Consider the following 13641-nt stretch of genomic DNA (forward strand, 5'->3'; position numbering starts at 1 on the left):
GGTGCAAAGCGCACTGCGATGTTCGGTGTGGAAGACGGGCGTCGCCCGTACGTGCCCCCAGGAGGGGCGGTACATCCATTCGATCGTATGTCAGAGGGGAGAGTCATGAGCGCTGCTACTTTCCGTCGTACCCCAGGCCGGAGGGCTCGTCGATGAGCCGGACGCTGGCGAAGTTCACTTCCAGGGCCATGTTCACCTTTGTCGGTGGCGTCCTGGTCATCAACCCCGCATTCGCACAAGAGGCGTCAACACCGGCACCCGTCGCCGGGCAGCAGAATCCGCCCAGCCCGACACAGCTGGACACCGTGCAGGTCACCGGCATCCGCAACAGCCTCAGCCAGGCCATGGACATCAAGCGTGATTCGGCCGGCGTGGTGGATGCGATCAGTGCGGAGGACATCGGCAAGTTCCCCGATACCAACCTGGCCGAATCCCTGCAGCGCATCACCGGCATCTCGATCGAGCGCCGTGATGGTGAGGGCGCACAGGTAACGGCGCGTGGTTTCGGCCCTCAGTTCAACATGGTGACGCTCAACGGGCGGCAGATGCCCGGCGCCGATGCGTTCGGTGCGTCGGGGCAGGTCGCCATCGGTGGTGTCGACGGCGGCACCCGTGCCTTCAACTTCGCCCAGCTGGCCGCTGAAGCCATCAATGGCATCGAGGTCTACAAGACCAGCCAGGCCAATGTCCCCAGCGGTGGCATCGGTGCCACCATCAACATCCTGACCTCCCGGCCGTTCGACCACGAGGGCATCGTCGCCAGTGCCGGGGCGAAGGCCGTCTCCGACCGCAGCCAGCCGTTCGGCGACGACCTGACGCCGGAACTGTCCGGCATTTTCAGTTACGCCAATCCCGACAAGACCTTCGGCGTGGGCGTGAGCGCCAGCTACCAGAAACGCAAGGGCGGTTCGGTGCAGGCCACCGACAACTACTGGAACGTGCAGCCGTGGACCGGCGCGATGCCGGGCAACCCGAGGGTGGTCAATGCGCCGGCGATCGGTGCGCTGTATGCGCGGCCGAACGACCTGCGCTATGCCTTCTCCGAATTCGAGCGTGAGCGCATCAACGGCCAGGCCGTGCTGCAGTTCGCGCCGACCGATGCGGTGACCTTGACCCTGGATTACACCTATTCGACCAACGAGATCACTGAAAATCGTGGCGAGCAGGGCATGTGGCTGCAGAACAGCAACTACACCGACGTCGAATTCGATACCAGCGGTGCGGTTGCCACGCCGATCTACATCCGTGAAATCGCCGGCACCAAGGATTTCGGCCTTGAGCAGCAGCGCAGCATGCAGAAGTACAAGCTGGGTTCGCTCGGCCTGAACGCGGTCTGGAATGTGACCGACCGCTTCAAGCTCAGCTTCGATGCGCACAACTCGAAGAACGAAAGCCGCCCGAACGATCCGCTCACTGGTGGCGGCTCCATCTTCAGCAGCATCGCCGGTACCAACAACTGCACCGCCGGACCGCATTGCGGTGGGTCATGGGTGCAGGAAATGGTCTTCAACAGCGGCCTGCCGGTGGGCACCCAGGTCTGGTACCCGAGCACGGCCGATGCCATCGCCAACACCAACGGCGTGGTCAATCCGGGTTTCGCGCCGGGCGAGATCGGTTCGCAGGTATTGCGCATCAACTCGCAGACCCAGATCAGCGAGATCAAGCAGGGGCGTGTCGACGGTGAGTGGAGCTTCGACAAGGGGCGCTTCCAGTTTGGCGTGGACTCGAGCAAGCAGACCACCCACCGCATCCAGGCAGCGGAGAATTACAACACCCTGGGCGATTGGGGCGTGGCCAACGTTGACGTGGATGTTGCCAACGGGCTGATGGACCTGCTGCAGCCGGTCAACATCGTCGGCCTGTTCAACGACTTCAATGCCAACAGCTTCACGGCCTGGCGCGGCGATGCCGGTCGCCTTGCGCAGTGGGCGGCGGACAACTATGGCGCCAATCTCGGCGTGAGCCCGCAGCGCGCCGCCGATAACCTGGTGGAAGAGAAGACGAAGTCGGCCTACTTCCAGGTGGAGCTGGATGGTGAGCTGGGCGGCATGCGTACCAATACCCGCCTGGGTGTGCGCTATGAAACCACCGATGTTGTCTCCACCTCGAACATCGCCATCCCGGAAGCCATCGAGTGGCAATCCAACAATGACTTCCGCGTGGTGTTGTCCGACGAACAACAGCCGTTCACCGAGAAGAACAGCTACAGCTACATCCTGCCCAATCTGGACTTCAGCATCGATCTTCGTGAGGACCTGAAGGGGCGTGTCTCATTCGGCAAGAGCATCGCACGCGCGCCGATCGGCAACCTGTATGCCGGCCCGACCGCCCAGCAACCGTTCGGCTCGGTCCTCATCGACCCGTCCTCGCGGGCCAGCGGCACCGCACAGAACCCGCAGCTGAAACCGCTGGAATCGGACAACCTGGATCTGGCGCTGGAGTGGTACTTCGCCGATGCGAGCTACGTCTCGCTGACCTACTGGAACAAATCGGTCGACAATTTCGTCGGCAACACCATTGTCCAGGAGAATCTGTACGGCCTGCGCGATCCTACCGCCGGTCCGGATGCGCAGGCGGCGCTGGCGTTCCTCACCAGCGGTGCCTGCGTCACACAGGTCGGCGCTGCCAATGCAGCGGCGTGCTCGGCCAATGACACCTCGCTGTTCACCGCCCTGGCCCTGCTGCGCAACAATCCCGCCGGGTTGGGCGCCTACAACGGTACCGACGCCCAGGTGCTGGCCACTGAAGCAGCCTACGACCTGTACGGTACGGCCGGCGATCCGCTGTACCAGTTCAACGTCAATCGTCCCATCAACCAGAACAAGGCCAAGCTCCACGGCTGGGAACTGGGTGGGCAATACTTCTTCGGCGATACCGGCTTCGGCATCCTGGCCAACTACACCCTGGTCAATGGCGATGTGGGCTTCAACAACGCAGGCGACCCGGGCATCGACCAGTTCTCGCTCACGGGACTGAGCGACACGGCCAATGCGATGCTGATGTACGAGAAGTACGGTTGGTCGGTACGACTGGCGTGGAACTGGCGTGACCAGTACCTGATCCTGGCCAACCAGGGAGCCAGCCGCAATCCGTACTATGTGGAGGCGTACGAACAGTGGGATCTCAGCGTGAACTACACCCTGGATGACCACTGGTCGTTTGGCCTGGAGGCGATCAACCTGACCGGTGAGGATGTGCGCTGGCGTTCGCGCACCTCGCAGATGATCGTGAAGCTGGCCGACCAGAGCCCGCGTTACATGCTGGGCGTGCGTTACAGGTTCTGAACCGTGGGGTGCCGCTGCCACGGCAGCGGCACCCGTTCCGGGCTGCTGACGGATTGGACAACACCATGTCGCGTTACGAAATGCTCAACAACATTGCCCATCGGGACCTGCGTGTGGCCACCGGCTTCGGCGCCGAGTTCGGCGACGCGGTGGGCATGGTGCCGGCCTATCCGAGCGAGTTCGCCGAACTGCAGCGGGAATATCCCATCTTCCTGCGCAGGGACCCCGCCACGGGCGGCTGGCAGGCGGTGGCCCTGCTGGGGTTCGAACAGCACGAGAACCTGTTCCTGCAGGACGGTCGCTGGAACGCCTCCTACCTGCCCGGCGCCGCGGCGAAAGGGCCATTCCTGATCGGTTTCCAGGAAGGCCACATCGATGGTGCGCTTACCCGGGAAGCGGTGTTGCACGTGGATCTGGATCATCCGCGTGTGACCGCAATGCACGGCGAGCCGGTGTTCCTGCCACAGGGCGGTAACTCGCCCTATCTGGACCATATCGCCGGGGTGCTGCGCGGCATCCACGACGGCCATGCCTTTGCCGCGGACATGTTCGCCACGCTTGACGCGAAAGGGTTGATCCAACCGATCACGCTGGATGTGCGGATCGACGCGGAGCATCGGGTCGGCGTCAACGGCCTGCATGCGGTCGACCGTGACCGCCTCGCGCTGCTGGAGGGTGCGGCGCTGGCCGAACTCAACCGCGCCGGCTACCTGGAGGGCGCCTATCTGATGCTGGCATCGCTGCACAACATGCGCCGCCTGATCGCCGAGAAGCAGCGACGCCTGCGCGCAGCGGATACCGCCGTCGCGGGCGGCAGGAACTGACCGGTGCTGGACGGCGTCGCCATGCGCACACTGGAAGGCCTGGATTCCACGGCGCTGCCGCTGCAGGCGCTGGTGGCAGCCGGCGAGCCAGTGGTGCTGCGCGGCATCGCGCGCGACTGGGCATTGGTGCAGGCCGGGTCGCGTTCCCTGCAGGAGGCCATGGCCTACCTGCGCGGGTTCGAAGCAGGCGTGCCTGTTCCCTATTCCTTCGGCGGCCCCCAGATCGAAGGGCGTCCGTTCTACAACGCGGACTTCACCCGCTTGAACTTCGAGGTCCGGCGTGGCCTGCTGACAGAGGTGCTGGACGCAATCGCCGACCACCTCGATTCGCCGAGCCCGCCCACCTATTACGTCGCTTCGCTGCTGATCGCGCGTGCGCTGCCTGGGTTCGCCCAGCACAACGACGCCGGACTGGCGGGGCAGGGCATCGATGCTTCGGCCAGCATCTGGGTCGGCAACCGGGTGACGGCTTCCTGCCATTACGACATTCCGGACAACCTGGCGTGCTGCGCGGTGGGCCGGCGCCGCTTCACCCTGTTTCCGCCGGAGCAGATCGACAACCTCTACCCGGGGCCGATGGAGCCCACCCCGGGTGGGCAGGTGGTCAGCGTGGTGGATTTCGACCAGCCGGATTTCGACCGCCATCCGCGCTTCCGTGATGCCCTGGCAAGCGCGCAGACCGCCACGCTTGAGCCCGGTGATGCCATCTTCATCCCAGGCCTGTGGTGGCACCACGTGCGCAGCCTTGAACCGTTCAACGTGCTGGTGAACTACTGGTGGCGCAGTGCGCCTGGCTATCTCGGCTCACCCCTGCCGGCGCTGCAGCATGCGATGTGGGCCCTGCGCGATCTACCGGCGCGCGAGAAGCAGGCGTGGGCAAAGATCTTCCAGTACTACGTGTTTGGTCCCGGCGAGCAGGCAGGGCAACACCTGCCCGAAGCGGCCCGGGGTGAGCTGGCACCGTTCGACGAGACGCAGGCGCGGCGCATGCGCGCCCAGCTGCTGGGTCGACTCAACCGCTGATGGGAGCATCGCATTGAACGCTGCGGACACTACACAAGGGCCGATCCGGAGAGTGGTGATCGCCGGTGGCGGCACCGCCGGCTGGCTGGCCGGCTGCGCACTGGCGCACCAGTTCCGCCAACAGCTGGACATCACCCTGGTGGAGTCCGAGCAGATCGGTACCGTGGGTGTGGGCGAATCCACCGTGCCGCCCATCCGCACGTTCCACCGTTTCCTGCAGATCGATGAGCAGGAGTTCCTGCGTGCGGTCGCCGGCACGTTCAAGCTGTCGATCTCGTTCGAGAACTGGCGTCGCCCCGGTGAACGCTTCATCCATCCTTTCGGCACGATCGGGCAGGGCACCTGGGCCACGCCGTTCCATCACTTCTGGCTGGACAGCCTGCGCCGCGGCATGCACTCCGAGCTGGGCGACTTCTGCCTGGAAAGCGCCGCTTCCCTGGCCGACAGGTTCTCGCTGCAGACCCAACCCCAGGTCAACTACGCCTACCATTTCGACGCCGGGCTCTATGCCAGGTTCCTGCGCGGCAAGGCCGAAGCAAACGGCCTGCGGCGGGTGGAAGGCAAGATCCGCGAAGTCCGCCAGCATCCCCATGACGGCTCGGTTGCGTCGCTGGTGCTGGACGACGGGCAGGTCATCGAAGGCGATCTGTTCATCGACTGCACCGGCTTCCGCGGCCTGTTGACCGAGCAGACCCTGCATACCGGCTATGAAGACTGGAACGAATGGTTGCCCAGTGATCGCGCCGTTGCCGTGCAGACCGACTCGCCCGCGCCGCCGGTGCCCTACACCCGTGCCATCGCGCACGAGGCCGGGTGGCGCTGGCACATCGCGCTGCAGCACCGGGTCGGCTGCGGGCTGGTCTTCTCCAGCCGCCACATGTCCGATGACGAGGCGCAGGCCAAGCTGCTGCGTGATGTCGACGGACAGCCCCTGCGCGACCCGTGGCTGGTGCCGTTCCGCAGCGGGCGCCGGTTGCAGGCCTGGAACAGGAACGTGGTGGCGCTCGGGCTGGCCAGTGGCTTCATCGAGCCGCTGGAATCGACCAGCATCCACCTGACCATCAGCGCCGTGGTGCGCCTGATCCAGCTGTTCCCATCCGACGGCATCACCCCTTCGCTGGTGGCGCTGTACAACGACGTGAGCCGCCAGGAGATGGAGCACGTGCGCGATTTCATCATCCTGCATTACCACGCCAACCAGCGCGACGAGCCGATGTGGAAGGCCTGCCGCGAGATGGCGCTGCCTGAATCGCTGCAGCTCCGCCTGCGCGCGTGGCGCGAGCGGGCCCATGCCTGGCAGGACCCTGGCGAGCTGTTCCGGGTCGACTCCTGGACCAGCGTCCTGATGGGCCAGGGCATCCAGCCCGGACCGCCGCACCCGCTTGCGCGGGCCATCGGCGATGCGGACCTGCGCACCCTGTTGCATCGCATCCGGCAGCCAGTGCAGGAAACGGTGGCGAAGATGCCGACGCAGGCAGAGTTCATCGAGCGCTACTGCAAGGCGGCGCCGGACGCATGGCAAAGGGGCAGGGCCGTGGCGTAGCCGCAGTGCGCGCTGTTGCATCGAATTGGTAGCGCTACCTTCAAACCACTACGGGGTGCAGTGAATGGAATTGGTTGCGGGAATCGACGCTGGTACGCAAAGCCTGAAGGTGGTCGTCTACGACCCTGAAGGGCGCAGTCTCGTGGCCAGCGCCAGCGCGCCATTGCAGCTGACCAGCGCTGCAGACGGCAGCCGGGAACAGCGGCCGGCCGATTGGGTGACGGCACTGCACGCCTGCTTTGCTGCGATCGATCCGGCGGTGCGCTCCCGGATTGCCGCGCTGGCAGTCTCAGGACAGCAGCATGGGTTCGTGCCGGTCGATGCGGCCGGGGAGGTGCTGGCACCGGCCAAGCTGTGGTGCGACACCAGCACCTCGGCCGAATGCGTGCAGATCATGGACGCCGCAGGCGGCACGGCGCGCACCATCGCGTTGGCCGGCAACCCGGTGCTCGCCGGTTACACCGCCTCCAAGCTGCCGTGGACGAAAACGCACCGGCCCGACGCCTACGCGCGGCTTGCCACCATCCTGCTGCCGCACGATTACCTCAATTTCGTGTTGACCGGCGAGCGCTTCTGCGAATACGGCGATGCGTCGGGCACCGGCTGGCTGGATGTGCGCACCCGAACCTGGTCGGCCGAGCTGCTGCACGCGACCGATCCGCAGCGCGATCTCGCCGACTGCCTGCCGCGCATCGCCGCGCCCGAAGAGATGTTCGGCATCACCCCCGCCGCGGCGGAGGCGTTGGGCCTTCCCGCATCGGTGAAGGTGGCCGTCGGCGGTGGCGACAACATGATGGCGGCCGTGGGTACCGGCTGCGTCGTACCCGGTCGTCTGGTGATGAGCCTGGGTACGTCCGGCACCCTGTTTGCCTTCTCGGACACGCCCGTGGTCGACCCGGGCGGGGCATGGGCCGCGTTCTGCTCGTCGACCGGCGGCTGGCTGCCGCTGATCTGCACGATGAACTGCACCGTAGTGACCGGACAGGTCGCTGACGCCTTCGGCTTCAGCAGCCGCGAGGGCGACCGGCACCTGCAGGCCACGCCGCCCGGTGCCGACGGCCTGGTGATGCTGCCGTTCCTCAACGGCGAACGCACGCCGGACCTGCCGCAGGGCAAGGGGGTGCTGGCGGGCCTGGACACGACCAACATGACGCCGGCGCACATCTACCGCGCGGCCATGGAAGGGGCCACCTACGCCCTGAAGTATGGCTACGACGCATTCGTCGGCGCGGGCATGCAGTTCGAACGCATCGTGCTGACCGGCGGCGGCAGCAACAGCGCGCAGTGGCGGCAACTGGTGACCGATGTGTTCGGCCTGCCGGTGGACGTGCCGGCCCAGTCCGAAGGCGCGGCATTCGGTGCGGCATTGCAGGCCCTGTGGGCATTGGGCCACGGCCGCGGCGATGCCGCCTCCATCGCCGACGTCGCCGACCGCCACGTTGCGCTTGACCCGCTGCGTTCGGCACGCCCGGACACGGCGCGCGCCGAAGCCTACGCCACGGCCTACGCCCGTTTCCTTCGACATCTCGACGCCATCACGCCGCTGTACCGCGGCTGATCTCCTTTCCGCGACACCTCGCACAACGACAGGAAGACGCACCATGAGCACGCAACCTTTCATCGGCGCCAAGGAGTACTTCCCCGGCATCGGCCGCATTCCCTTCGAAGGCCGGGGCTCGGACAACCCGCTCGCGTTCAAGGTCTACGACGCGGACAAGGTCATCGGCGGCAGGACCATGCAGGAACATCTGCGCTTTGCAGTCTGTTACTGGCACACCTTCTGCAATGCCGGGCATGATCCGTTCGGTCCGGGTACCCGTCATTTCCCCTGGGAGGCCGGCTCGCCGATGGCGACCGCCGAGGCGAAGGTGGACGCGGCATTCGAGTTCTTCACCAAGCTGGGCGTGCCGTACTGGTGTTTCCACGATATCGACCTGGCGCCGGACGCCGAGGATGTCGGGCAGTACGAAAAGAACCTGAAGCACATGGTGGGCCTGGCCAAGGCGCGCCAGGATGCAACCGGCATGAAGCTGCTGTGGGGCACGGCCAACCTGTTCTCGCACCCGCGCTACATGAACGGTGCGTCCACCAACCCGGATTTCGCTGTGGTGGCGCGTGCCGCCGTGCAGGTAAAGGCGGCGCTGGAGGCCACCGTTGAACTGGGCGGCGAGCATTACGTGTTCTGGGGCGGCCGCGAAGGCTATGCCGCGCTGGCCAATACCCAGATGAAGCGCGAAGTCGACCACCTCGCGCGGTTCCTGACCATGGCGCGCGACCATGGCCGCAGCATCGGCCTGAAGGGCAACTTCCTGATCGAGCCCAAGCCGATGGAACCGATGAAGCACCAGTACGACTTCGACAGCGCCACCGTGGTGGGGTTCCTGAAGGAACATGGCCTGGACAAGGATTTCAAGCTCAACATCGAGGCCAACCACGCGACGCTGTCCGGCCACACCTTCGAACACGATCTGCAGGTCGCCTCGGACCACGGCCTGCTCGGCAGCATCGACGCCAACCGCGGCAACGCCCAGAACGGCTGGGATACCGACCAGTTCCCCACCGACCTGTACGACACCGTGGGCGCGATGCTGGTGGTGCTGCGCCAGGGCGGTCTGGAAGGCGGCTTGAACTTCGACGCCAAGGTGCGCCGTGAATCGACCGACCTGGAAGATCTGTTCATTGCCCACGTCGGCGGCATGGATGCCTTCGCCCGCGGGCTGGAAGTGGCCCATGCGCTGCTGAACGACTCGCCGCTGGAGCAGTGGCGCAAGGAGCGTTACGCCAGCTTCGACAGTGGTGCCGGCAAGGACTTCGCGGGCGGCGCGCTGAGTCTCGCAGAGCTGGCTGCGCTGGGTGCCAAGGGCGGCGAGCCCAGGCAGATCAGCGGCAAGCAGGAGCGCTACGAGAACCTGATCAACCAGTACCTGCTGCGTTGAGCACAGCGGCTCGCATCGATGACACCGAACCGGGGAGGGGCACAGCAATGCAGCAGGCAATGAGCGGTGGAGAGAACACCCGGCTGATCGTATTGATCAGCGTGGTGGCGACGATTGGCGGATTCCTGTTCGGGTTCGACAGCGGCGTGATCAACGGCACCCAGGACGGCCTGCACCAGGCGTTCAGATCCGGCGAGTGGATGCAGGGGTTCGAGATCGCCTCGATGTTGCTGGGCTGCGCCGTGGGTGCCTTCAGCGCCGGCCGGCTGGCCGACCGTCTCGGCCGCCGCAACGTGCTGATCGTCTCGGCAGTGTTGTTCCTGCTGTCGGCGATCGGCGCTGGCGCCGCATCCTCCTCGGCGATGTTCATCGTCGCGCGGGTGTTGGGGGGCTTTGCGGTGGGGGCCGCCAGTGTCATCTCCCCGGCCTACATCGCCGAAGTCGCGCCGGCGCGCTACCGTGGCCGGCTCGCCACGGTCCAGCAGATCGCCATCATCAGCGGGCTGACCGTCGCGTTCCTGTCCAACTATCTGCTGGCGGCCACCGCCGGTGCGTCCACCGAGGCACTGTGGGGCGGGCACGCGGCGTGGCGCTGGATGTTCTGGATGCAGGCCGTGCCCTCGCTGCTGTTCCTGGCACTGCTGCTGACCATTCCGGAAAGCCCGCGCTACCTGATGGTGAAGCGCCGCAAGGACGAGGCGCTGCAGGTGCTTGCGCGGCTGTACGGCGGTGTCGAGGCGCAGGCGAAGCTTGCCGAGATCGACGCTTCGCTGTCGACCGACCACCATCGGCCGCGGCTGTCGGACCTGCGTAACAAGGCCACCGGCAGGATCCGCCCGATTGTCTGGGTCGGCATCGGCCTGGCCACCTTCCAGCAGCTGGTCGGCATCAACGTGGTGTTCTACTACGGTGCCGTGCTCTGGCAGGCCGTCGGCTTCTCCGAGAACGACGCGCTGCTGATCAATGTGCTGTCCGGTGCGCTCAGCATCGGCGCCTGCATCGTCACCGTGCTGCTGATCGATCGCATCGGGCGCAAGCCATTGCTGTGGGTTGGCTCGGCCGGCATGGCGGTGTCACTGGCACTGCTGGTGGCCGCATTCGCCAGCGGCTCGCTGGTCGATACGCACCTGCAGCTGCCTGCGGGCATGGGCACGCTGGCGCTGGTGGCGGCCAATGCCTATGTCGTGTTCTTCAACATCTCGTGGGGCCCGGTGATGTGGGTGATGCTGGGCGAGATGTTCCCCAATCAGATCCGCGGTTCGGGCCTGGCGGTGGCCGGTGCGGCGCAGTGGACCGCCAATTTCGCCGTCACCGTGACCTTCCCGATTCTGCTGGCCGCCACCGGGCTGGCAGCCACGTACAGCATCTATCTGGTGGCGGCGGTCATTTCGGTGTTCTTCGTGCTCAGGCACGTGCACGAAACCAAGGGCAAGGAACTGGAGCAGATGGAAGGATGAACGCGATGACCCATCGACACGTTGGACGCGCCCACGCTGGCGTGCTGCTGACCACGCTGCTGCTGGCACTGGCGGCCTGCGGCAAGGATGAGAAAGCAGCTGCAACTGCAGCCGCGACGCCGGACCCGTGGCCGCAGGTCGCCTGGCCACTGGCCGAGGACCCCGCGCTGGAAAAGCGCATCACCGACCTGATGGCCACCATGACGGTGGAGGAAAAGGTCGGCCAGCTGGTGCAGGGAGATATCGCCAGCATCACGCCCGACGACGTGCGCCGCTATCGGTTGGGCTCGGTCCTGGCCGGTGGCAATTCAGATCCCGGTGGCCGTTACGATGCCGCGCCGGCCGAATGGCTGGCGCTGGCCGATGCGTTCTACGCGGCGTCGATGGACACCTCCAACGGCGGCAAAGCGATTCCGGTGCTGTTCGGCATTGATGCCGTGCACGGGCAGAGCAACATCATCGGCGCGACGCTGTTCCCGCACAACATCGGCCTGGGCGCGGCCCGCAACCCGGATATGCTGCGCCGGATCGGCGAGGTGACCGCGCTGGAGACCCGTGCGACCGGGATGGAGTGGGCGTTCGCACCAACCGTGGCGGTACCGCAGGACGACCGCTGGGGGCGCACCTATGAGGGCTATTCCGAATCGCCCGAGGTGGTGGCCAGCTATGCCGGTGCAATGGTCGAAGGGCTGCAGGGCAAAGTGGGTACGCCCGCGTTCCTCGATGGTCGTCATGTGATCGCCTCGGTGAAGCACTTCCTCGGCGACGGTGGCACTACCGATGGCAAGGACCAGGGGGATACCCGGATCAGCGAAGCGGACCTGGCGCGCTTCCACGCGGCCGGCTATCCGCCGGCGATCGCTGCAGGCGCGCAGACCGTCATGGCCTCCTTCAACAGCGTCAACGGCGAAAAAATGCATGGCCACAGGCAGTACCTGACCGATGCGTTGAAGGGCCGCATGCACTTCGGTGGGTTCGTGGTGGGCGACTGGAACGGCCACGGGCAGGTCAAGGGCTGCACGACCACCGATTGCCCGGCCACCATCAATGCGGGCCTGGACATGGCCATGGCCTCGGACAGCTGGAAGGGCTTCTACGAGACCACGCTGGCCGCCGTGAAGAACGGCACCATCAGCCAGCAACGGCTGGACGAGGCGGTGCGCCGGATCCTGCGCGTCAAGATGCGGCTGGGTCTGTTCGAGGCCGGCAAGCCGTCCACACGTGCGGTCGGCGGCCAGTTCGCCCTCATCGGCGCACCGGAACATCGTGCGCTGGCACGGCAGGCGGTGCGCGAATCGCTGGTACTGCTGAAGAACCAGAGGGGCGTGTTGCCACTGTCGCCCAAGCAACGGATCCTGGTGGCCGGTGACGGCGCCAACGACGTGGGCAAGCAGGCCGGCGGCTGGACGCTGAACTGGCAGGGCACCGGCACGACCCGCAAGGACTTCCCCAATGCGGACACGATCTACGAGGGCATCGCCCAGCAGGCGTCGGCCGCGGGTGGCGAGGCAGTGCTGGCGGTCGATGGGAAATATGTAACGAAGCCGGATGTGGCCGTGGTGGTATTCGGCGAGAGCCCGTATGCCGAGTTCCAGGGCGATCTGCCGACGCTGGCCTACAAGCCGGGGGACGATGCCGACCTTGACCTGATCAAGCGGCTGAAGGCCGACGGCATTCCGGTGGTGGCCGTGTTCCTGAGCGGACGCCCGCTGTGGGTCAACCGCGAGATCAACGCCGCTGATGCGTTCGTGGCGGCGTGGCTGCCCGGCTCGGAAGGTGCTGGCGTTGCCGACGTGCTGCTGCGCAGGCCTGATGGCAGCGTGCAGCACGATTTCAAGGGCAGGTTGAGCTTCAGCTGGCCGCGCACGGCGACGCAGTACGCCAACAATGTGGGGCAGAAGGATTACAACCCGCAGTTCGCCTTCGGCTTCGGCCTGTCCTACGCCGACAACGGCGATCTGGCGGCGCTGCCGGAAGTCTCCGGGGTAACCGGCAATGAAGGTGCCGCCGGCGTCTTCTTCGCGCGCGGCGAAGCCGGTTCAGGCATGGCTCTGCGCCTGCAGAACAGCACGGGGCAGGGCGTCACGGTCACCAAGGTGCCGGAGGCCCTGGAGGGCGATCTGCTCAAGGTCACCGGCGTGGACCACCTGGCACAGGAAGACGGCCGCCGCCTGGCCTGGTCGGGCAAGGCTGAGGCAGTTGCCGCGCTGCAGTCACACACGGCACTGGACCTGCAGCGCGAAAGCAACGGCGACCTGATGCTGCTGACCACGCTGCGGGTGGAGTCTGCACCCCGTGGCGAGGCCTGGTTGGCGGTGGGCTGCGGCACGGGCTGCTCGGCCCGCATTGCGCTCACGTCGACGCTGGCAAAACTGCCGGTGGGCCAATGGACGCGCGTGGGCGTGCCGCTGAAGTGCCTTGCAGCCGCAGGTGCGGACGTCGGCAAGCTGGATCGCCCGTGGTCGATCGGAACGGCGGGGGCGATGACACTGTCGGTGTCACGTGTCGCGCTGGGCGCCCTGAACGAGGCGGAGACCAGCATCGGGTGCGCAGGCGCGTGACCGTGACGCTTCG

The 13641-nt window shown here is 66.1% G+C and carries 8 protein-coding genes; all 8 read left to right on the forward strand.

Annotation, left to right across the window (positions count from 1 at the left end; all coding sequences use genetic code 11):
• Positions 1-152: 152 nt before the first annotated feature.
• Positions 153-3284 carry a TonB-dependent receptor gene (locus AC1DCU_RS04950; RefSeq protein WP_478013503.1) on the forward strand — a complete coding sequence of 1044 codons (3132 nt, stop codon included), beginning with the start codon at positions 153-155 and terminating at the stop codon, positions 3282-3284.
• Positions 3285-3349: 65 nt separating this feature from the next.
• Positions 3350-4108 (forward strand): SapC family protein, encoded by a 759-nt coding sequence (locus AC1DCU_RS04955; protein WP_223495106.1) that lies wholly within the window; start codon positions 3350-3352, stop codon positions 4106-4108.
• A gap of 21 nt (positions 4109-4129) precedes the next feature.
• A complete protein-coding gene (locus tag AC1DCU_RS04960; RefSeq protein ID WP_442252328.1) occupies positions 4130-5131 on the forward strand; it encodes a cupin-like domain-containing protein in 1002 nt (333 codons plus the stop codon).
• A 13-nt stretch (positions 5132-5144) separates the two neighbouring features.
• Positions 5145-6674, forward strand: a complete 1530-nt coding sequence (locus tag AC1DCU_RS04965; protein WP_442252327.1) for a tryptophan halogenase family protein — start codon at positions 5145-5147, stop codon at positions 6672-6674.
• Positions 6675-6738: 64 nt separating this feature from the next.
• Positions 6739-8232 carry a xylulokinase gene (gene xylB, locus AC1DCU_RS04970; protein WP_442252326.1) on the forward strand — a complete coding sequence of 498 codons (1494 nt, stop codon included), beginning with the start codon at positions 6739-6741 and terminating at the stop codon, positions 8230-8232.
• Between the two features lie 43 nt (positions 8233-8275).
• On the forward strand, positions 8276-9610 hold the full coding sequence (xylA, locus tag AC1DCU_RS04975) for a xylose isomerase (protein WP_025877150.1): 1335 nt from the start codon (positions 8276-8278) through the stop codon (positions 9608-9610).
• A gap of 47 nt (positions 9611-9657) precedes the next feature.
• Positions 9658-11067 (forward strand): sugar porter family MFS transporter, encoded by a 1410-nt coding sequence (locus AC1DCU_RS04980; protein WP_442252324.1) that lies wholly within the window; start codon positions 9658-9660, stop codon positions 11065-11067.
• 5 nt (positions 11068-11072) lie between these two features.
• Positions 11073-13628, forward strand: coding sequence for a glycoside hydrolase family 3 N-terminal domain-containing protein (locus AC1DCU_RS04985; RefSeq protein ID WP_442252323.1), 2556 nt, complete (start codon positions 11073-11075; stop codon positions 13626-13628).
• Positions 13629-13641 lie beyond the last annotated feature (13 nt).

It is taken from the genome of Stenotrophomonas sp. 10L48 (genome assembly GCF_056395105.1).